This is a genomic window from Boseongicola sp. (genome assembly GCF_057460485.1).
Map to the genome: position 1 here is coordinate 1 of NZ_JBVCWP010000046.1, position 19,275 is coordinate 19,275.

A 19,275-nucleotide genomic window follows, 5' to 3' on the forward strand; every position below is an offset into this window, starting at 1 on the left:
GAACCAAGAACGAAGCATGAACGCCACGATTTCATTCTGCGATGAACAAATATGTTTGCTTCCTACCGGGGCGCTCTATTGGCCTCGTGTGGAAATGCTGGTCATTTCAGACCTGCATCTTGGTAAATCTGAGCGGATTGCCCGGCAGGGAGGCACCCTTTTGCCACCCTATGAGACCACGGAGACGTTGACGAAATTGTCCGACGCGATCGAGGCCACGGAAGCGAAAACTGTTCTTTGTCTTGGCGACAGTTTTGACGATCGCCTGGCAGCGGCAGCACTCGATGACGTCCATGTCTCTACGCTTCAAAGGCTGCAGGCGGGGCGGCGTTGGCTTTGGATCGAGGGAAACCACGATCCAGGACCTTTGGATCTTGCAGGCACACATCTAAGCGAGCATCGAGAAGGTCCTTTCGTCTTCCGCCACATTGCCGCGAGCCCTTGTGAAAGCGGTGAAATTTCGGGGCACTACCACCCAAAAGCGCGAATACGGCACGCGTCCGGTCGCTGCTTTCTGGTTGATCACGCTCGAATGATTCTACCCGCGTTTGGCGCCTATACCGGGGGCCTCAGCTGGACCACACCCGAGCTACGTAGACTTTTTGCGGACAAGGCAACGGCGTATCTGACCGGAAGGCGCATACTTGCCGTTCCAGTGCCGCGCGCCGCGCGATCTGACGCTTAGTCGCCCGGCGCCTCAAAACCTGCGTCTTTGTGACTGCCGTCGCAAAACGGTTTGTTCTTGGACTGGCCACACCGACACAAAAACGCCCGGGTCCCGCGGTGCAGCCGGTGTCCGGTTCCCGAGGTGATTTCCAGGGCGCCGCGCGCTTCGATCGGGCCGTTTTCGTGTGCAACTATTTGCAGGGCCTCGCCTGCATCCTCACCCGGCGCATCTTTTCCAGTTGTCGCAGGTTCACCAGTCGCCTCAAATTTGGCGTCGACATGGGAATAGTCACAAAAAGGTGGATTTTTTGTCTTTCCACACCGACACAGAGTGGCCCGTGTTGCGCTCTCGCCGGCGACAACAAGATTGCCGTGAAATGCATTCGGACCATTTTCCAAAACAGCCACGCGATTGATGCCGGGAGGCGTTTCAACTGCTTCGGTGTCCAGCCGGCGAAAGGTCAAAGCACCCGATGGGCACGTACGGATCATGGCGGTAATTTCTTCAGCCGGGGCCGCATCCGGTGAAACCCAAGGCCGTCTTTTTGGATCAAAAACCTGTGGCAACTTCAAAAAGCAATTGCGCGCATGGATACAGCGTTTCATTTCGAAGCCGATTTCGATCGTCTTGCCTGTGTAGGTCTTTACCATGGTGCTCTCCCGTTTTGCTCGACCATCGCAACTGATTGCCGCGTTGACGTCAAGCTTAAGCGGTAAGGCCCTCGGGCTCGGGCAAACCGTTCACCCGACAACACGCCGTCAGGGTGTTTGCTAGTAAGCAAGCGATTGTCATCGGACCAACCCCTCCAGGAACAGGCGTAATCGCGCCCGCGACTTCGGACGCGCTTGCGAAGTCGACATCGCCCACAAGTCTTGTCTTAGGCGAGCCATCTTCCTTTACGCCCGCATCAATGCGGTTGATCCCAACGTCTATGACGGTTGCTCCTGGCTTGATCCAGTCACCCCCCACCATTTCAGGCCGCCCCACAGCCGCGACGACGATATCTGCACGACGCACAACGTCCGACAATTCCTTTGTTCGACTATGGGCAATCGTCACGGTGCAACTGTCCCCCAACAAAAGCTGAGCCATTGGCTTGCCGACGATATTCGAGCGGCCGACAACAACCGCATTCATCCCAGAAAGGCTGCCGTGATGGTCGCGTAGCATCATAAGGCAGCCAAGAGGTGTACATGGGACCATCGATTTCTGCCCTGTTCCAAGCAGGCCTACGTTGGAGATGTGGAATCCGTCGACATCCTTCGTTGGCTCAATCGCATTGATGACGAGGTCTTCGTTGAGGTGCTTTGGCAGTGGCAATTGGACCAGAATTCCGTGGATGGTCTCGTCGCTGTTCAGTGCGTCGATCAACGAAAGCAAGTCCGCCTCTTGGGTTTCAGCCCCAAGCTTGTGTTCCACTGACTTCATGCCGACTTCTTGGGTCAGTTTACCCTTTGAACGCACGTAAACTTGGCTTGCGGGGTCCTCGCCGACCAAGACAACAGCCAATCCCGGAATGAGGCCATGATCGGCTTTCAGGGTCGCAACGTGTGCTGTCACCTTTTCCCGAACGCTGGCCGCAAAGGCCTTTCCGTCGATGCGAGTTGCCGTCATGTGGATTTCCTTAGCTTAGATTAACAACGATGTCGGTTTTCACCGAATTTGCAATGAAACACGCGTGATGTGCCTTGTCATGAAGGGCGAGATGCGTAGTGCGGTCCGGTGTGTCCCCGACAAATGTGACCTCAACATTCAGATCCACGCGTGGGATCCAAACAACTCCGTCTGATTGTCGCAGCGCGCCCTTGGCAAGATCGCGGTAGGACGCGACGTTCCATCCCGCGCGTTGCGCTACGTCAAGAAACCACAGCATATGGCATGACGAGATCGAGGCGACAAAGGCTTCTTCCGGGTCGACAGCCTCGGCCAATCCCAATGGGGGCGGGACGATAAACGGGGATGGCGCGGCTGGAACGTCCAAGCCACCATCAAACCGCCAGAGGTGCGCGCGAGAATACTGCCCGGAGGCAAAATCCCCGTCGCTCGTCCATATGACTTCGGCGGTGTGCATTCCGCCTAGAACAACCCTTCGATCTGTCCGTCCTCGTTCAGGTGGATATTCTCGGCGGCAGGACGCGACGGAAGGCCCGGCATCGTCATGATTTCACCACAGACCACAACAACGAACCCGGCACCCGCAGCCAGACGCACTTCGCGGACAGGAACACTATGGCCTGTGGGGGCACCGCGGCGGGATGGATCTGTTGTGAAGCTATATTGGGTTTTGGCCATGCAGACGGGCAAATGACCATACCCGGCGTCTTCCCATATTTTGAGCTGGTCGCGAATTTTCTTGTCCGCAAGAACTTCATCGGCGTGATAGATGCGCCTCGCTACAGTCTCGATCTTTTCAAACAGCGAAAGCTCGTCCTTATAGAGCGGCGCAAACTGGCTTGCGCCGCTTTCCGCAATCTCGGCGACACGGCGCGCTAGCGGCTCCGAGCCTTCCGAACCAAACTCCCAATGTCGCGAGACAATCGCCTCGGCTCCTTGGGTCGCGACATAGTCCTGCACTGCCTGCACTTCAGCATCGGTATCGGTCACAAAGTGGTTCACCGCGACCACCACGGGCACACCGAACGACTTCAAGTTACCGATATGACGGCCAAGGTTCGCACAGCCTTCTTTGACGGCGTCGACGCTTTCCTGACCGAGGTCGGCTTTTGCCGTGCCACCGTTCATCTTCATCGCGCGTATCGTCGCCACAAGCACCACGCAGTCGGGTGCAAGGCCGGCCTTACGGCACTTGATGTTCATGAATTTCTCGGCGCCCAGGTCGGCCCCAAAGCCCGCTTCTGTCACCACATAATCCGCAAGTTTCAACGCCGTTGTGGTCGCAATAACCGAGTTACATCCGTGTGCGATATTGGCAAACGGCCCGCCATGAACAAAGGCCGGGTTATTTTCCAGCGTCTGAACAAGGTTTGGTTGCATGGCATCTTTCAACAACACTGTCATCGCGCCGTCAGCCTTGAGATCACGCGCATAGATTGGCGTGCGATCCCGGCGGTAAGCAACGATCATGTCGCCCAATCGCTTTTCGAGGTCCTTCAGATCGTTCGATAGGCAAAGGATCGCCATAACTTCCGAGGCCACGGTGATGTCAAATCCGGTCTGGCGCGGAAAGCCGTTTGCCACACCGCCAAGCGACGTAACCACGTCGCGTAGGGCACGGTCGTTCATGTCCAGCACGCGCTTCCAGGTCACACGACGCTCGTCAATCTCAAGTTCGTTGCCCCAGTAGATATGATTGTCGATCATTGCCGATAGCAAGTTGTGGGCAGACGTGATCGCATGGAAATCCCCTGTGAAATGCAGGTTCATATCTTCCATCGGCACGATCTGAGCATAGCCACCGCCTGCAGCGCCGCCCTTCATCCCAAAGTTCGGACCGAGCGAGGCTTCACGGATGCAAACCACTGTTTTTCGGCCGATACGATTCAGACCATCACCAAGCCCGACCGTCGTCGTGGTCTTGCCTTCGCCAGCGGGCGTTGGATTGATCGCCGTCACAAGGACCAGTTTACCCTTTGGTTTGTCGGCGAGGCTCTCAATGAACGACTGGCTAACCTTGGCCTTGTCGTGACCATATGGGACCAGGTCCTCGGAGCCGATACCAAGCTTTGCCCCTATCTCCATGATCGGCTTCTTGTTGGCTTCGCGCGCAATCTCGATGTCAGTCTTGTATGCCATTTCCCGGATATCCCTGTTGGAGTGCCGTCATTCGACGTTCCTTCCGCTATAAGCCTGCAATCGCGCCGGGTAAGCGTCAATTTCGACATTTCCGACCCCGGTTGCGTCGAAGCCGGGATCTTGGCGTTGCATATCGGAAACTTTCGGCCCGAAAGCCAGCATTATGCTCGTGACCAGCGGCGCTGTGCCGGGATATGAAGGCGCACCGCGTCACCGACATGCAGCACGCCTTCACGCTCGACCCACGCTGTCACGCCGCGTCAACCTCTTGCGGCCGCCTTGAATGCGCGCCCAACGCCCGGAAGATGGCCGTCGATCACTTTAGCGGGGAGGTGACAGGGGCGGTTTTCCATATCGACAACCAAAGTCGTACCCGTGTCAAACTGAAGCCGGGACGACGGCGGAATATGTGTGAAGTCTGGGATGCCCGCGATCACGATGGAGGCGCCGATCCTCGACGGATCAAGACGCGCAATCCCGATTTTGGTCGATATCGCCTCAATCTCTTCAGCCGACACGACGGAGAATTGCCGGGTATTTCTGATTTCAGTCCCTTTTGGGTATTGAGTCACGACCCGCGAACAAGAGAGCCGCGTGAGCCCCCTGTGATCCTCATCTGCGACGCCGGAAAAAGTCGCGAACATCTCATCGCGAGTTTCCGAAGCCAGGTTCGCATCGCGATCAGGCACACACCCAAGCCACATGATTTTGCCGACAATATCTGTCGATATCAACGCGGGCATTTGCAACCTCTCTTCCGTTCCCTCACCTATTGATCGGTGCGCCGCCTTTGGCATCCCGTTCGTTCAGGAGAGCATTGGTAACGCGGTAGGTTTCCGGCATAAAGCGGTGCCGTTTTTGGGAACCTTCCCACCAAGCAGCCCCGCCCGGAGTCTTTAAAAGCTCGTAGAAATGATTGCCCACGGCGCCATCAAGACCGATCAGTTTTTGCGGAAGCGAGTCATTGTGCTTCAGAAAATTCCCATAGACATGCACACCTTGCTCTAGATACAGCTCAAAGCTCAGCCTTTCGCCGTCGCTTAGAGCATCAATGTCAGCGTGTCCCCGAACCACTATATCCGCCAGAACAGGGTCGTTTGTCTGCGCCTTGTACTCTGTCATTGTGTGCAAGACCTCGCGCCAGTTGGTCAGTTCGGCTTGCTTGCGCGTCGCACGCATTTCGTAGGCCACGAACAGCAGCGAAATAACGATGGCAGCGGCGGCGATCAGGTCCGCTATATCGGCAATCTGTGACAGCATAGGGCAGCCTTTTTCAAACACACTTCGTTACTGCAATGATTGATGGCATACCTCAGAAACACAATGCCCCGCACGAGGGCGGGGCATTGTTTCAGTGTCCTTCGGGTCGCATTAGGCGGAAGGTTCTGGCTCCATTCCACCATCATCATCCGATGGTTTCGCTTTTGGCTTGGTCTTTGGAATGGCCGTGACCGACGCCGTTCCGCCAGTGTCCGTGGGCTTATCGTCGTCATCATCGCCACGATTGAGCGTCTCACCAGCGATCACACGCGTGATTTCGCCACCGGTCAACGTCTCGTATTCCAGAAGCCCTTGTGCCAGACGCTCGAGGTCCTCGCGCTTTTCCGTGAGGATACGCTTGGCGGTTTCGTAACCTTCGTCTATCAGACCCTTTACCTTGTCATCGATTGTCTTCTGCGTGATGCTCGAATGGGTCGTGCCGCCGCCATAAGCACCGAGAGGAGATTGCTGCTCGTTAGCGTAGTCGACGTAGCCGAGCTCTTCGGCATAGCCAAACTGGGTCACCATCGCGCGCGCGATCCGGCTGACTTGCTGGATGTCAGACGATGCACCTGACGTGACATTCTCTTTCCCGAACACCAGCTCTTCCGCCACACGTCCGCCCATCGCCATCGCGATTTTCGACGTGTATTTCGTGTAGCTGACGGACAGCTGATCCCGTTCCGGAAGCGACAAGACAAGACCCAACGCCCGGCCTCGTGGAATGATCGTCGCTTTGTGGATCGGGTCGTGCTGCGGCACGTTAAGACCTACTATAGCGTGACCTGCCTCGTGATATGCAGTCAGCTTCTTTTCGTCCTCGGTCATAACCATAGACCGGCGCTCCGCGCCCATCATGACCTTGTCTTTGGCGCTTTCGAAGTCTTCCATGATAACAAACCGACGCCCAAATCTGGCTGCCATCAAGGCAGACTCATTTACAAGGTTCGCCAGATCAGCACCCGAGAAGCCCGGCGTGCCGCGCGCAATGATGCGCAGGTCGACATCAGGACCAAGTGGGACTTTCCTGGCATGCACCCCAAGGATCTTCTCACGACCTTTGATGTCCGGGTTTGGCACCTGCACCTGGCGGTCAAAACGACCAGGACGCAAAAGGGCCGGGTCCAGAACGTCTGGACGGTTTGTTGCAGCGACAATGATGATGCCTTCGTTGGCTTCAAAACCATCCATCTCAACCAAAAGCTGGTTCAACGTCTGCTCGCGTTCGTCGTTACCGCCGCCATAGCCTACGCCACGCGACCGGCCAACCGCATCGATCTCGTCAATGAAAACGATGCAAGGCGCGTTCTTTTTCGCCTGTTCGAACATGTCGCGGACGCGAGACGCACCCACACCAACGAACATTTCAACGAAATCAGAACCGGAAATCGTGAAGAACGGCACACCTGCTTCGCCCGCGATAGCACGTGCAAGAAGCGTCTTACCCGTACCCGGAGGACCCACCAAAAGCGCCCCTTTGGGGATTTTGCCGCCAAGACGTGAGAATTTTTGCGGCGTGCGCAGGAACTCTACAATCTCTTCAAGTTCTTCTTTTGCTTCGTCGATGCCTGCAACATCATCAAACGTCACGCGGCCATGCTTTTCGGTCAGAAGCTTCGCGCGCGATTTGCCAAAGCCCATGGCGCCGCCTTTGCCCCCGCCCTGCATACGGTTCATGAAGTAAATCCACACACCGATCAGCAGAAGAAACGGCAGGAACGTCATCAGGATCGTCATCAAACCGGATTGTTCCTGTGGCTCTGCACGGAATGTGACCTGATTGCTCACCAGAAGATCAGTTGCGCCTGCGCCTTCCGGCTGGATCGTTACATAGTCACGGCCATCCGAGCTGCGGAATACGATCCGTTCACCATCGATGGTCGCATTTGAGACGTCGCCGCCCTCCACACGCTGAACGAAGTCGGAATAGCTTACGGTGGACGACGTGGTGTTTGTCTGGCCGCCTGAGATAAGGTTAAATAGCGCCAATATCAGCAGGAAAAGAACCAGCCAAAAGGCGATGCTACGCGCGTTGTTCAAAGGACGCTCCTTTGGGAATTTCTTGGGGCAGAAACGGCCACCCCTCCGACTAGACTATTAAATAGCTACCAATAGCAGATCTTCAACGCGATAAGAGAAATTGTGAGAAAGTGCCGCGGCCAATTGCCGACGCCGTCCAGCCGTTTTCGAGGCCTGCGAGAGGGGCCGCAACAAGTTCGTCACCGCGCCAGATCGCCGGAGAGGCCAACAAGGACTGGCGTGGAAGGCCTGTATCGCGCCAATCTTGGCAGTTTTTGACTGCGTCGCCAAGGGCGCGCACCTGCAATTCTGCGTCATGCGGCCCTTCAAGCACCCAACGCCCATCCCAAGGCGCATCTGTGGACGATACGACATTGCGTACAGCATTGTATTCGCGGGTGATTCGAAAACGGCGCTCATAAATTTTCTTGCCCTCGACCATTCTGAAAATACAGCCGCCAAGGGTGTGCATGCCCTTTTCCCTCAGGCCATCCTCCAACTCGAACATCGCCTTAGAGCGAGGAGCATAGTTTGCGCCGCCAACCCAACGGATCGCAACTCGTCGCAGCCGGTAGATGAGTTCCGGCGGAATAAACCCGTCTTTCTCAGGAATCTCACCCGGCACAATAAGGTCGCCACGATCTTCCACAACGTATTTGAATACTGACGCGCGCAGAACAAGATCTAAGGAAGATTTCGCAAGCCACAGGTTGTGTGCCACGCTCGCTAGAACGTCGGCATCAATCTCAAGAGGTTCCAGTGCTTCAAGTACCTGCCGCGCGCGCACGCGCTCAAATTTCGGATCATTGTTGGACGGATCCTCGGCCCATTCGACCTCGTGGCGTTTCAGATAGGACCGCAATTTAGCACGACCGAAGGAGAGCAGTGGCCGAGTCCAATCGACACCTTCCCGCTCAAAACTGCGCTCCATGTGCGCGAGACCATCGATACCCGACTGCCGCGCCAGACGCATCAAAAAGGTTTCGGCTACGTCATCCTGAGTATGTCCTAGCGCGACCAAGTCTGCGCCGCATTGCTTTGCCCATTCCCCAATCAAACGATAGCGCGCATTGCTCGCCTTTGATTGAAGGTTACCAGACCCATCCCACGCCCAAGTCAAAACGCTATGCGGCACATTCCATTCGGCACAATACGCAGCAACCAGCGCGATTTCATCTCCGGCCTCAGGCCGGAGCCCATGATCCAACGTGACCGCCTCGACCGGAAACCCCAGGTCCCGCCCATGCCAAATCATCAAATCAAGGCATGCCATAGAGTCGCCACCACCGGACACGGCGACGCCAAGCTTCTTCGGTTTTTTTAAAGCAAACCCAGACCCACTGAAATACCGGAGCATCTCATCCGGGTTCTCGTCTTCGCTCACACGCACCCCATTGATGCACGCGCGGCCTGCGCCTCGATCGACGCTTCGGTATCGGGATACCTAAGCGTCACCTCAGCCAATGTAATACAAGCCTCCGAGTTCTGGCCCAATCCATCCAAAGCCAGACCAAGCTTCAACAACGCCGTTGGCGAGGTCGGCCCGTTCGGCGTGCCCGAATAGCTTTCCAGATAGGCGCGCGCCGCCGAAGATGTCAGCCCAAGGCTTTGCAACGCCTCGCCCCGCATCAGGTGTGCAAGTCCGGTTAAAGGCCCACCCTGATAGGTCTCGGTGAAGCGCTGCAGTTGCTCTGCTGCGGCTTCAAAGCTGCCAGCATCAAAGGTTGCTTTGGCCCGATCGAAGTCGTCACGCTCGGCGACCGCCAACTCAACACCGCCCGTCACATCGCCAACCGGCGCAACAGGCTGAGGCGTTACAGCCGTCGGCAAAGCCCCGCCCCCGAGCGTTGGAGTCTCTCCGAGACTGCCGATGTCGCAGCCACTTTCAAGCTCGCAGAGCCGAAACTCCAGATCGCCGATCCGGTTGGTGCCGTCCGAAACAACGCGATCCACACGATTGGTCAACGCCTCATTCGCAGCAATGACACGCTGCAATTCGGCTTCCATCGCGTCGACCCGCTCCAGCACGTTGGTGCCGGAAAGGTTCGCATTCACACCCCCCGTGGTGGACAACTCGCGCCGCATCTTCTGTATTTCGACAAACAGCACCGAAAGCTCCTGACGGATATCCGCCAGGGTCTTTTCGCGATCTTGTGCAACGGCCGGAACGGCCAGGATGCACATGGCAACAATCAAAATCCAACGCATGAGACTAGCTCCGTTTCTCAGACGCCCGCACCTGCGGTGATGACCGTGACCGAACGCCGGTTCTGGCTATAGCACGTCTCGTCGGAACAAATCTGGATCGGGCGCTCTTTGCCGTAGCTGATCGTCTGCAATCGTCCCGGTGCAACGCCGCGCGAAATCAGATAGTTCTGAACCGCACTTGCGCGACGCGCGCCCAGCGCAAGGTTGTACTCACGGGTGCCCTGCTCGTCTGCGTGACCTTCGATCAGTGCGCGGTAATCAGCGTTCTGTGTCAGCCAAACTGCTTGCTGGTCCAGCACGGCCTGTGCTTCCGGTCCCAAAGTCGACTGGTCCACCGCGAACAAAATACGGTCTCCGATCGTTTCGTTGAAATAGACCGGGGATGTCGGATCATTCACGCCGCCCGTGACACCACCGTTTGCTCCAAATCCACCTTCGGCACCACTGCTGCCAGGACCGAAGCGGTCCGCATTTGTACACGCACCAAGCGCTACAAGCGCCGCGGCCGCCACTGCCATCTTCAGAAAAGTCATAAGATCACCTGTTTGGTTTTTTGTTTATCTGCTCTGGTCTAAAATACCACGTCGCGAAGAAGATTGAAACGGCTCACGGCAGAAGCGGCGACCACGCCGGGTCCGAGGCCGCGGTCGGCATTGCAAGTCGCTTCAAATTTCGCCCCGAAATGTCCACAGAAAAGAGCGCGGGCTCTCCATCAGCGCCAGCGCTTTCGCGTGTAAACATCAAAACGCGCCCGTTCGGAGCCCAAGTGGGGCCCTCGTCGAGAAACGACGCTGTCAAAAGCCGCTCTTGAGAACCATCAGTGCGCATGACGCCTATATGAAAACGGCCCGCGTTTTGTTTGGTAAAGGCAATAAAGTCGCCACGCGGCGACCAGACCGGCGTCCCGTATCGCCCTTGACCAAAACTGATCCGGGAGGCCTCGCCCCCCGTCGCGGACATCACGTAAAGCTGCTGATTGCCGGAGCGATCACTTTCAAAAACGATCTTGCTGCCATCCGGCGAAAACGAAGGCGCGGTTTCGATGGACGGCGCGCTGGTCAATCGAGTGGGCTGGCCACTGGCGAGATCCAGCCGAAATATATCTGTATTCCCGCCTTCTGCGCGCGAATATAGTACGGTCTGGCCGTTCGGCGCATAGCGCGGAGCGAAAGTCATTGCTTCGACATCCATCTGTAGCGGGCGTTTCGTAACTGTGCCCACCGACAATTCATAAATCTGCGGAAAGCCGGATTCGTAGCTGGTGAACAAAACCCGGTCGCCAGTAGGCGAGAATCTTGGGGCCAACACGATGGACGACGCATCTGTCAGAAATTGAATATTGGCACCATCGTAGTCCATGATCGCCAACCGCTTGGCGCGCGCATTCTTTGGGCCTGTTTCTTCAACGTAGACCACGCGGCTGTCAAAATAGCCGCTTTCACCGGTGATCCGCGCATAGACCTGATCTGCAACTTTATGCGCCACACGCCGCCAGCTATCGGTCCCGCCCGCGAATTGCAGACCTTCGCCCAAAGGCGCGCCCGTAAAGATGTCAAAGAGACGGAACTTAACAACCAACCGCTTGTCGCTGGTCAGCGTCACTGCGCCTGTCACCAAGGCCTCGACGTTGATTGCCTTCCAGTCAGGATAGGGAACGGATCCGTTAAAATCGCTGACCTGGCTGATATAGGCGTTCTTGGGCACGTCCCGGAACAAACCCGTGCCAACCAAATCTGCCGCGACCACGGCCGTGATCTGACGGGCAAAATCCGCCGCTGCCGCGTTCTCCGCCAAAAACGGAGCCACTGCGATTGGGACAGGCTCGATAACGCCTTGGGTTATTTCGATCCTGAGTGGCCCGGAACGCTCTTGCGCCACCAAAGGCGTTGCAAAAGTCATCACCAAGCCGAGCACCAGCGAACTCAAAACCTTCATCGGAACTGCATCCCTTCGGGGTTGAACGTCATTTCGATATTGCGCCATTGGCTGAATTTTTCCACCGGCAAAGGAAATCCGCGGGCGCCGCAGCGGATAATCGCCCGTCGCGCGGCTTCAAATGCCTGTTTCGCGGCGCCATCCGATCCGCCAGCCGACGAAACCAGCTGTATGGAATTCGTCACCGGCTTGCCATCCTCAGTCATGGACACCCCAACCACAACAGTTGTGCCTAGCGCATCCGTCGACAAGCTGCCGACGTTCCAGCACGAACTGACCGCGACCCGCAGCACGTCACGTTCCCCGCCCGTTAATGGCGGCCCAGTTGGTACGTTTGAGGCGGACGTTTCGTTGGCTTCCGCCACGGCATCGGCAATGGCATCGTTCGGCGCGTTTTCGGTTGGCGTCTCGGCGGGCGTTTCCGCCTGACGCACGGGCCTCGCGGGCCGCGTGCGGGGGCGCATCGAACTGGCAGGCGCCAATTCCTGCGTTTCTTCGGCCTCGGTGACAATCCGGTCGCTGGCTTCCAGCGGCGCGGCGGCTTCGGCCTCTTCGACCGCCTTTTCGGGCGGCGCTTCTGGATCGGGTGCGACTTCGTCCACGCGCTCGGGTGCAACTTCCGCCAATGGCGGCGGCGCAATCGAAGGTGTTGCAGCAACGCGCGGCGCTGGCTGCGGCGTGCCATCTTCAATTGGGGACGACCCCTCAATGTCCGTTGGCGGTGTCGCAATGATTGGTGCGTTGTCTTCCACGACCGCGTCAGGGATCGGCTGGGGGATGGTAAGATCAGGGTTCTCGGGTGTTTCGGGCTCGTCGGCTTGCACGGGCGAGGACACTTCGGGTGCGGTATCTTCGGCGGGGGTCGTCGGCGCTTCATCCTCAGTCGGCGGCGTAACTTCAGGCGCGTCCGTCGCCATTTCAGGCGCGGTCGTCGGTGGCAAAAGTGCTGCATACTCAGCTTCCGAAAGCACCGTCACCTCGCTCACTGTAACCTCCGGTATGCGGTCGCCCGCGAACATCCCACCAAAGAAGATGAACACAACAAGCGCGAAATGTCCCGCACCAGAGAGATACCAGCCCGCGCGCAACGCCGCCTCAACCGCCCTGGCCGTTTAGACGAGGACCGCCATCATCTGTCACAAGGCCAATATTCGTGATCCCGGCGGCATTCATTGCCCCCATCACTGTCGCGACGCGCCCATAAGGCACCGATGTATCAGCCCGCAAGAACACCCGATCCGAGGTTCGCTCGGTCAAGATAGCCTGCAAGCGGCCGATAATGTCACCGTCAGTGACTTCAGTGGACTGGATCATGGTCGCACCATCCGCCGTCAGCGTGATCGTCAATGGCTGCTCCTGCTCAGTCGGCAAGGATTGTGCCGCGGTGCGCGGCAACTCAACCGGCACACCAACAATCTGCAACGGCGCGGCCACCATGAAGATGATCAACAAGACCAACATGACATCCACAAAGGGCGTCACGTTGATCTCGGCCATCGGCTTTGAGCGAGATCGTCGGCCCCGCCGGCGCGATCCACCGCCTTTTTCAAGGACACCCGCCGCCATTCTAGGACGCGTCCATCTGGCGACTTAGGATCGTGGCGAACTCATCCGCAAAAGACTCGTATCCACCAATAATCTTGTCCGCATCTGTCGATAGCTTGTTGTAGAAAATCACTGCAGGAATAGCCGCCGCCAACCCAAGCCCCGTCGCCAAAAGAGCCTCGGCAATACCCGGCGCCACAACCGCAAGGCTCGTCGACTGGCTTTGACCGATTTCGATGAAGGCAACCATGATACCCCAAACCGTCCCAAACAAACCTACAAAAGGCGCCGTCGATCCAACTGTTGCCAAAACCGGCAATCCCGCCTGCAAGGCCTCGGTCTCTTTTTGGATCGCAACGTCCATCGAGCGATCAATCCGCACCTGTGCGCCGCCAATCATCCCACCGTTGTCGCGATGCGAGCGCCGCCATTCGGTCATGCCGGCGGAAAAAATGCGCTCGGCCCGGCTATTTGGCGCAGGTCCGATCTGATCAAACAACTGATCAAGCGGTTCCCCCGACCAGAACGCCTCCTCAAAGGTTGCCGCTTCGGCGCGCGCCTGACGGTAGTCCTTTGACCGCGAATAAATGATTGCCCAAGCCCAGATTGACGCCAATATCAACGCCACCATCACCAGCTTGACCGTAAAAGACGCACGCGCAAACAACGCCCAGATCGAAAAATCTGCGTGCTGCGCAAGCGCGATCGCTTCCTGCTCCATAGTTCCGCTCTCTCTGCCGACCCTTATTATATTGTTTTGGGTCCCTCGTTTCACAGCAGATTATCGGAACCGCATAGAAAATGCCAACAAGAAGCCGTGAATGACGCTGCGGCGATTGCGCAATCAGGACAAAGTTTGGCGTATTTCCGCCGGAAGTCTCGCCGGCCGGCCGTTTTCTGACAAAGCCACAAGCGTCACCAAGGCCTCAAACACCACCTCGCCGGCGCGTTCGATAACCTGATGCATGGTGATACGGGCACCAGTCACGCTTTCGACTTGGGTTACCACGTCAAGGAGATCGTCAAATTTTGCGGGCGCACTGTAGTCCGCCTCGATCCGACGAACCGCGAAGACAATCCCTTCATCGGCTTTCAACCGGACCTGATCGATCCCGGCCTCGCGCACATACTCGGTGCGGCCGCGCTCTATGTATTTCAGGTAATTTGCGTAATACACAATTCCCGCAAGGTCAGTGTCTTCATAGTAGACGCGCAAAGTCAGTCGATGGCTCATGGTCGCAACGATGCGCCAGGCCGCGTCAGGCGTCCAGCCTCAGTCTTCCTTAAACCGGCAGATCGCGATTTGCGCGCGCGCTCAGCCTTAAAGCGTGGCTTGGATCATTCGCAACAGCAGGCATGGTCGGATCATATCCCGCCCGTACAAGCGCCGCGATGTCAGGTCTTAACACAACCTGCTCTCCCAAACGCGCAAGCGGCCCTTTGTCCATGAAGGCCACATCTGACCACAACAAAATGGTCTGAACTGCCTGTGCCAGCGCGATATCTTCCGCCGCTACTTTCGACATTTCGGCGTCCATCCGGACGAAGACAAACGCAGCTTTGATCGCGCCATGCGGCTCAAACCGGAAAAGCCGATACTGGTTGGCATCCGCCGCTTCCAGCCGCCCCACCAAAGGCACCAGATCAGGCACCAGACGGTCAAGGCCCGGGGTCTCAAGCAACTCGTTCCATTCGCGAAAAAAGAACACCAAAAGGTTGGCGCCCAGATCAGGATCAGTTTCGGCCATTTTGTGGTCGGCCAATGCAACGACCGCCTCAATCGCCCCCTTCATCACCGAAAGCGTTGCGTCATCAACACCAAAAACAATCGGCACGATGGGACGGCCCCAACGCGCAAACAGAAACGTCCCGTCCGCACGCGTAAACATTTTTTCTACGTCCCCAAATTCCATGCTCTGTCAGCTAGCGTGCGACGCCAGAAATCTCCAGACCTGCGGTCGGGAAAACACCCGATCCGGTCCCTTGCTTCAAAACAGATCGGTTTGCCCCGCAGCTTGAGGAGCCGGCAGACCCAAGTGGCTCCAGGCTTTGGCCGCCAGCATTCGCCCTCGCGGCGTGCGTTGGATAAGGCCCTGCTGCAACAAATAGGGCTCGATGACTTCTTCAATCGAGTCACGACTTTCCGAAAGCGCCGCCGAAAGCGTTTCAACCCCGACCGGCCCGCCAGCATAATTCTCGGCAACCAGCGTCAGATACCGGCGATCCGCTCCATCAAGCCCGAGTTTATCCACCCCAAGCCGCGTCAGGGCGCTGTCAGCAAGCTCCTGTGTCAGCCGCCCATCTCCCTCGACAAGCGCGAAGTCCACCACGCGCCGCAAGAGCCGCCCAGCGATCCGAGGTGTCCCCCGTGCGCGACGTGCAATCTCGCGCATGCCGCCGTCCTCAGCGGGAATGCCCAAAAGCCCGGCACCTCGCGCCACGATCAGAAAAAGCTCGTCTTCGGTGTAAAAATTCAGGCGCATCGGAATACCAAAGCGGTCCCGCAGGGGTGTCGTTAAAAGCCCAAGCCGCGTCGTTGCCCCCACAAGCGTGAAGGGCTGCAACTCGATGCGCACGGTGCGAGCCGCGGGGCCCTCACCGATCACCAGATCAAGTTCGAAATCTTCAAGCGCGGGGTAAAGCACTTCCTCCACCACCGGGTTCAACCGGTGTATCTCGTCAATGAACAAGACGTCCCGTGCCTCAAGGTTCGTCAGGATCGCCGCCAAATCCCCGGCCTTGGCCAAAACCGGTCCCGAGGTCATCCGAAAGTTTACGCCCGACTCGCGCGCGACGATCTGCGCCAACGTGGTCTTGCCCAAACCGGGCGGCCCATGAAACAACGTATGATCCATCGCCTCACCACGACGGCGCGCGCTTTCAATGAAAACGCTTAAATTTGCCCGCGCTTCGGCCTGCCCTACAAAGGCGTCAAGCGTCTTCGGGCGCAACGCCCGATCCGTATCTTCCGGGCGCGCTTGGGGACGCAGTGTTGGATCGGGTTCACCCATAAAAACAGCCCACCTTTCTGGCAAAAATATCCGGTGGACTGTGAGAAAGCTTTGAGGCGATGGCCTGCCTCTCGCCCACAGCGCAGATCAAAGCCGTACGACACCGCCACAAGCCCGTCATCCCTTTGGCGCCAATCGCTTCAACGCCTCTCGAATAAGCACAGGTGTCGTCGCATTTTCGAACGCCCCCGCGGCCTGAGCGACAGCGCTGGCGGCTTCCCCTGGCGCATATCCAAGATTACTCAAGGCTGACAAAGCTTCCGATTGAGCCGAGGCATTTTCCGGCGTCGGAGGCATTGCCACAGCGGGGTCGATCACCTCGCCGTCGCCGTCGCCAATCGCGGGGGCCGCGCGGCCCATCGCCATCATCGCGGGTGCCTTGCCCTTAAGCTCAAGCACAACACGCTGAGCGATCTTCGGCCCAACTCCGGGGGCCGCTTTGACAGACGCCCAGTCTTCCAAAGCAATCGCGCGCGAAACGCCATCGGGTCCTAGCGTGCCAAGGATCGCCATCGACGCTTTCGCCCCGATCCCTTGCACGCTTATCAACAACCGATGCCATTCCTTTTCCACCAACGTCGTGAACCCGAAAAGTTGCAACAAATCTTCCCGCACCAGCAATTCGGTATAAAGCGCAACCGCCTCCCCGACGCCGGGCAAGGTGGCCAAAGTCCGCTCGCTGACATGCACAATGTAGCCAATGCCACGCACATCAATCAGCACATGATCCGACCCGCGATACTCTAGACGCCCTGCAAGTTTACCAATCATCCGACCGCCCTCGCGATCCGTGCAGCGGTCGCGGCAAGATGTGCATGGCAGATTGCGACCGCCAAGGCGTCCGCCGCATCCGGCCCGGCGATCTCGATGCCGGGAAGCTGCATCCGCACCATATGCTCGACCTGCCGCTTGTCCGCGTGGCCTACCCCAACAACCGCCTTCTTCACAGCGTTCGGGGCGTATTCGCCTACGACGATACCCGCACGCGCTGGCACCAACATCGCAATCCCCCGCGCCTGGCCAAGCTTAAGCGTGCCGGCTCCATCCTTGTTGACGAATGTTTGCTCGACAGCAGCGGTGTCGGGCAAAAAGCGCGCCCAAATCTCGGTCAACTGATCAAACAGAGACACCAAACGCCCCCCAAGATCGCCATTTCCGGTTTTGCAGACGCCATTTGCCACATGCGACAACTTCGAGCCGGATACATCAATCACGCCCCATCCAAGAGCTCTTAGCCCCGGGTCCAGCCCCATCACGCGCATCGCCTCACCTGCCCTTTTTTATCTTTGGCAATGAGTAGCACGAAACGCGAACATCTTCCAAGAACATTGCGGGGGTCAGAAGCGAAGCGCGGCAATATCGCACGCAATGCACTCAGGTTAAACGCCGCAACGGAAGCGAAAGTGGTGCGCGCAGACCACATCATTGACATTGGGCGGCGAAAAGAAGCGATTGGCTCCAAATGTCGCAAATAGACCGCGACCAAGCCTCACCGATAAAAGCGGCATAAAATCGTCATCGCGAAGCTCGAAATCGACACTTCGAAACAGTGATTTTGCCTTTACCGGTAACAGTTTAGAGCCAAAAACGACCTATGCAGAAACTGCATCCCAGACATGCAATTTGTGTGCTTGCCGGACGGAAATTCCGCTCCTAAGTGCGGTCAATCATTCAAAGGGCAGCAGCCCAGATTTAAGGATAAACGCGATGGCACTTTTTGACGACACCCGCCTGCAAAGCCGTCCCGCAACCGTTGTTGACCGGGCTTATGCTGCGCTTTCAAATACAATAGCAACTCTGGCAGCTTGGAACGACGCGCGTCGTACGCGCAATACGCTGTCACAACTGTCGGCACACGAGCTGGAAGACATCGGCCTTCACCGTGGCGATATCGACCGGATTACACGCAGGACTTTCTGAATTTTTGCGGCATAAATAAAAAAACGGCCACGTCTGGCAGGACGCGGCCGTTTTCGTTTTGGTGCCAGAAAGACAGCCGCTTGACGCGGTTCGCCTTTATCGCACGAGGGAAGAGATAGTTCCGGAAAGCCAAAGCGTGACAGGATCGGCCATCATGGCAAAGCCACCAACTTGCTCGATGACATTTCCGCCCATGAGGCTATCAACCCGCTCCTGGTAGGCAAGCGGCCCCAGGTTAGCGTGCAAAAAGCCCTTAAAGATAAATATGACCAGCAATAGCAAATAGATGCCGCGAAGCAGCGCATATCCGCGACGACGACGCGGTTTCGCAACCACCAGACCATCATCGGTTACTTGTGTGACGAACCCATGGCTAAGCTTGCTGTGGCGCCGGTTAATTCGGCGCATACGACGTTCAAATTCATCAAACTGATAGGCGGACATCGAAAGACTCCAAACACCTGACCAATAGGCCGGATGAGTAAAGATTCCGCGAAATTGTGGCCTCAATGTGGCGCAAGCAGCTGTTTGGCAGCGCTTTCGTTCAAATTCCGACTATTCGCGCCAATGTTAGGGTCGACCAGTCAACAATCTGGTCCTGTTTGATAAGATTGAAGCCTGCGTCGCGATAATGCGAAGTGACAGTTTCGGCCTGTTCATTGAGAATCCCACTCAGGACCACATGTCCGCCCGGCTGCACCGCGCGTCTCATATCCGCTGCAAGGGCCAACAAGGGGCCCATGAGGATATTGGCGAAAACCAGATCAAATTGTTCGGCGCCCGACAGAGCCTCATGTTCAAAACCTGCGGCTTCAACACAGCGGACCCGGTCTGAAAGACCATTGGCGCGCACGTTGACTTCAGCAACTTCAACCGCGACGGCATCAATGTCCGAAGCCAATACCTGATCGGGCCACATCCGCGCTGCTGCCATCGCAAGAACCGCCGTGCCGCACC

General features: G+C 57.3%; 22 protein-coding genes and 1 pseudogene. 2 read left to right on the forward strand and 21 right to left on the reverse strand.

Annotation, left to right across the window (positions count from 1 at the left end):
• The first annotated feature begins 16 nt into the window (after positions 1-16).
• Complete coding sequence (gene pdeM, locus AC221Y_RS08060) at positions 17-685, forward strand: ligase-associated DNA damage response endonuclease PdeM (protein WP_486707149.1); 669 nt, start codon at positions 17-19, stop codon at positions 683-685.
• On the opposite strand, the gene AC221Y_RS08065 is transcribed toward pdeM, so the two are convergent.
• The 19 genes and pseudogenes from AC221Y_RS08065 to ruvC form a co-directional block, all read right to left on the reverse strand.
• Positions 682-1,317: a CDGSH iron-sulfur domain-containing protein gene (locus AC221Y_RS08065; protein ID WP_299755883.1), complete on the reverse strand. Its 636-nt coding sequence runs from the start codon at positions 1,315-1,317 to the stop codon at positions 682-684. The two genes, pdeM and AC221Y_RS08065, sit on opposite strands and share 4 nt — an antisense overlap.
• A gap of 55 nt (positions 1,318-1,372) precedes the next feature.
• Positions 1,373-2,281 (reverse strand): bifunctional methylenetetrahydrofolate dehydrogenase/methenyltetrahydrofolate cyclohydrolase FolD, encoded by a 909-nt coding sequence (gene folD, locus AC221Y_RS08070; protein ID WP_486707138.1) that lies wholly within the window; start codon positions 2,279-2,281, stop codon positions 1,373-1,375.
• A gap of 10 nt (positions 2,282-2,291) precedes the next feature.
• Positions 2,292-2,738, reverse strand: coding sequence for an OsmC family protein (locus AC221Y_RS08075; RefSeq protein WP_486707139.1), 447 nt, complete (start codon positions 2,736-2,738; stop codon positions 2,292-2,294).
• A 5-nt stretch (positions 2,739-2,743) separates the two neighbouring features.
• On the reverse strand, positions 2,744-4,420 hold the full coding sequence (locus AC221Y_RS08080; RefSeq protein ID WP_486707140.1) for a formate--tetrahydrofolate ligase: 1,677 nt from the start codon (positions 4,418-4,420) through the stop codon (positions 2,744-2,746).
• Positions 4,421-4,581: 161 nt separating this feature from the next.
• Positions 4,582-5,163 (reverse strand): annotated as a pseudogene (locus tag AC221Y_RS08085) (MOSC domain-containing protein).
• A gap of 22 nt (positions 5,164-5,185) precedes the next feature.
• Positions 5,186-5,680, reverse strand: a complete 495-nt coding sequence (locus AC221Y_RS08090; RefSeq protein WP_486707141.1) for a hypothetical protein — start codon at positions 5,678-5,680, stop codon at positions 5,186-5,188.
• Between the two features lie 111 nt (positions 5,681-5,791).
• Positions 5,792-7,720 carry an ATP-dependent zinc metalloprotease FtsH gene (gene ftsH, locus AC221Y_RS08095; RefSeq protein WP_486707142.1) on the reverse strand — a complete coding sequence of 643 codons (1,929 nt, stop codon included), beginning with the start codon at positions 7,718-7,720 and terminating at the stop codon, positions 5,792-5,794.
• Positions 7,721-7,802: 82 nt separating this feature from the next.
• Positions 7,803-9,083 carry a tRNA lysidine(34) synthetase TilS gene (tilS, locus tag AC221Y_RS08100; RefSeq protein WP_299753503.1) on the reverse strand — a complete coding sequence of 427 codons (1,281 nt, stop codon included), beginning with the start codon at positions 9,081-9,083 and terminating at the stop codon, positions 7,803-7,805.
• Positions 9,080-9,907 carry a tetratricopeptide repeat protein gene (locus AC221Y_RS08105; protein ID WP_299753501.1) on the reverse strand — a complete coding sequence of 276 codons (828 nt, stop codon included), beginning with the start codon at positions 9,905-9,907 and terminating at the stop codon, positions 9,080-9,082. Before AC221Y_RS08105 ends, tilS begins: the two co-directional genes overlap by 4 nt.
• Positions 9,908-9,924: 17 nt before the next feature.
• On the reverse strand, positions 9,925-10,440 hold the full coding sequence (gene pal / locus AC221Y_RS08110; protein WP_299753499.1) for a peptidoglycan-associated lipoprotein Pal: 516 nt from the start codon (positions 10,438-10,440) through the stop codon (positions 9,925-9,927).
• A 73-nt stretch (positions 10,441-10,513) separates the two neighbouring features.
• On the reverse strand, positions 10,514-11,842 hold the full coding sequence (tolB, locus tag AC221Y_RS08115; RefSeq protein ID WP_299753497.1) for a Tol-Pal system beta propeller repeat protein TolB: 1,329 nt from the start codon (positions 11,840-11,842) through the stop codon (positions 10,514-10,516).
• Positions 11,839-12,930 carry an energy transducer TonB gene (locus AC221Y_RS08120; protein WP_299753495.1) on the reverse strand — a complete coding sequence of 364 codons (1,092 nt, stop codon included), beginning with the start codon at positions 12,928-12,930 and terminating at the stop codon, positions 11,839-11,841. Before AC221Y_RS08120 ends, tolB begins: the two co-directional genes overlap by 4 nt.
• 7 nt (positions 12,931-12,937) lie before the next feature.
• Positions 12,938-13,408 carry an ExbD/TolR family protein gene (locus AC221Y_RS08125; RefSeq protein WP_299753493.1) on the reverse strand — a complete coding sequence of 157 codons (471 nt, stop codon included), beginning with the start codon at positions 13,406-13,408 and terminating at the stop codon, positions 12,938-12,940.
• A 1-nt stretch (position 13,409) separates the two neighbouring features.
• Positions 13,410-14,108, reverse strand: a complete 699-nt coding sequence (tolQ, locus tag AC221Y_RS08130) for a protein TolQ (protein ID WP_299753491.1) — start codon at positions 14,106-14,108, stop codon at positions 13,410-13,412.
• 123 nt (positions 14,109-14,231) lie between these two features.
• On the reverse strand, positions 14,232-14,621 hold the full coding sequence (ybgC, locus tag AC221Y_RS08135; protein ID WP_486707143.1) for a tol-pal system-associated acyl-CoA thioesterase: 390 nt from the start codon (positions 14,619-14,621) through the stop codon (positions 14,232-14,234).
• A gap of 49 nt (positions 14,622-14,670) precedes the next feature.
• Entirely contained in the window at positions 14,671-15,276 is a 606-nt protein-coding gene (locus AC221Y_RS08140) for a hypothetical protein (protein WP_486707144.1), read from the reverse strand.
• A gap of 99 nt (positions 15,277-15,375) precedes the next feature.
• Positions 15,376-16,398, reverse strand: coding sequence for a Holliday junction branch migration DNA helicase RuvB (gene ruvB, locus AC221Y_RS08145; RefSeq protein ID WP_299753484.1), 1,023 nt, complete (start codon positions 16,396-16,398; stop codon positions 15,376-15,378).
• A gap of 117 nt (positions 16,399-16,515) precedes the next feature.
• The gene (ruvA, locus tag AC221Y_RS08150; RefSeq protein ID WP_486707145.1) at positions 16,516-17,169 is read right to left on the reverse strand and encodes a Holliday junction branch migration protein RuvA; all 654 of its coding nucleotides are present in this window, start codon (positions 17,167-17,169) and stop codon (positions 16,516-16,518) included.
• A complete protein-coding gene (gene ruvC / locus AC221Y_RS08155) occupies positions 17,166-17,660 on the reverse strand; it encodes a crossover junction endodeoxyribonuclease RuvC (RefSeq protein ID WP_299753480.1) in 495 nt (164 codons plus the stop codon). Before ruvC ends, ruvA begins: the two co-directional genes overlap by 4 nt.
• Before the next feature lie 445 nt (positions 17,661-18,105).
• Here ruvC and AC221Y_RS08160 point away from each other — a divergent pair, with 445 nt between their 5' ends.
• Positions 18,106-18,318 (forward strand): DUF1127 domain-containing protein, encoded by a 213-nt coding sequence (locus AC221Y_RS08160; protein ID WP_486707146.1) that lies wholly within the window; start codon positions 18,106-18,108, stop codon positions 18,316-18,318.
• A 96-nt stretch (positions 18,319-18,414) separates the two neighbouring features.
• Here AC221Y_RS08160 and AC221Y_RS08165 read toward each other — a convergent pair whose 3' ends face one another.
• Both AC221Y_RS08165 and AC221Y_RS08170 read right to left on the reverse strand, forming a co-directional pair.
• Positions 18,415-18,762, reverse strand: a complete 348-nt coding sequence (locus AC221Y_RS08165; protein WP_486707147.1) for a hypothetical protein — start codon at positions 18,760-18,762, stop codon at positions 18,415-18,417.
• A 100-nt stretch (positions 18,763-18,862) separates the two neighbouring features.
• On the reverse strand, positions 18,863-19,275 hold a 413-nt coding region (locus AC221Y_RS08170), incomplete at its 5' end, for a 50S ribosomal protein L11 methyltransferase (RefSeq protein WP_486707148.1).

Excerpts from the sequence above, each read along its gene's own strand:
- pdeM (WP_486707149.1), top strand. The coding sequence starts at position 17 with ATGAACGCCACGATTTCATTCTGCGATGAACAAATATGTTTGCTTCCT.
- AC221Y_RS08065 (WP_299755883.1), bottom strand. The coding sequence starts at position 1,317 with ATGGTAAAGACCTACACAGGCAAGACGATCGAAATCGGCTTCGAAATG.
- folD (WP_486707138.1), bottom strand. The coding sequence starts at position 2,281 with ATGACGGCAACTCGCATCGACGGAAAGGCCTTTGCGGCCAGCGTTCGG.
- AC221Y_RS08075 (WP_486707139.1), bottom strand. The coding sequence starts at position 2,738 with ATGCACACCGCCGAAGTCATATGGACGAGCGACGGGGATTTTGCCTCC.
- AC221Y_RS08080 (WP_486707140.1), bottom strand. The coding sequence starts at position 4,420 with ATGGCATACAAGACTGACATCGAGATTGCGCGCGAAGCCAACAAGAAG.
- AC221Y_RS08090 (WP_486707141.1), bottom strand. The coding sequence starts at position 5,680 with ATGCTGTCACAGATTGCCGATATAGCGGACCTGATCGCCGCCGCTGCC.
- AC221Y_RS08105 (WP_299753501.1), bottom strand. The coding sequence starts at position 9,907 with ATGCGTTGGATTTTGATTGTTGCCATGTGCATCCTGGCCGTTCCGGCC.
- pal (WP_299753499.1), bottom strand. The coding sequence starts at position 10,440 with ATGACTTTTCTGAAGATGGCAGTGGCGGCCGCGGCGCTTGTAGCGCTT.
- tolB (WP_299753497.1), bottom strand. The coding sequence starts at position 11,842 with ATGAAGGTTTTGAGTTCGCTGGTGCTCGGCTTGGTGATGACTTTTGCA.
- AC221Y_RS08125 (WP_299753493.1), bottom strand. The coding sequence starts at position 13,408 with ATGGCGGCGGGTGTCCTTGAAAAAGGCGGTGGATCGCGCCGGCGGGGC.
- tolQ (WP_299753491.1), bottom strand. The coding sequence starts at position 14,108 with ATGGAGCAGGAAGCGATCGCGCTTGCGCAGCACGCAGATTTTTCGATC.
- ybgC (WP_486707143.1), bottom strand. The coding sequence starts at position 14,621 with ATGAGCCATCGACTGACTTTGCGCGTCTACTATGAAGACACTGACCTT.
- AC221Y_RS08140 (WP_486707144.1), bottom strand. The coding sequence starts at position 15,276 with ATGTTTACGCGTGCGGACGGGACGTTTCTGTTTGCGCGTTGGGGCCGT.
- ruvB (WP_299753484.1), bottom strand. The coding sequence starts at position 16,398 with ATGGGTGAACCCGATCCAACACTGCGTCCCCAAGCGCGCCCGGAAGAT.
- ruvA (WP_486707145.1), bottom strand. The coding sequence starts at position 17,169 with ATGATTGGTAAACTTGCAGGGCGTCTAGAGTATCGCGGGTCGGATCAT.
- ruvC (WP_299753480.1), bottom strand. The coding sequence starts at position 17,660 with ATGCGCGTGATGGGGCTGGACCCGGGGCTAAGAGCTCTTGGATGGGGC.
- AC221Y_RS08160 (WP_486707146.1), top strand. The coding sequence starts at position 18,106 with ATGGCACTTTTTGACGACACCCGCCTGCAAAGCCGTCCCGCAACCGTT.
- AC221Y_RS08165 (WP_486707147.1), bottom strand. The coding sequence starts at position 18,762 with ATGTCCGCCTATCAGTTTGATGAATTTGAACGTCGTATGCGCCGAATT.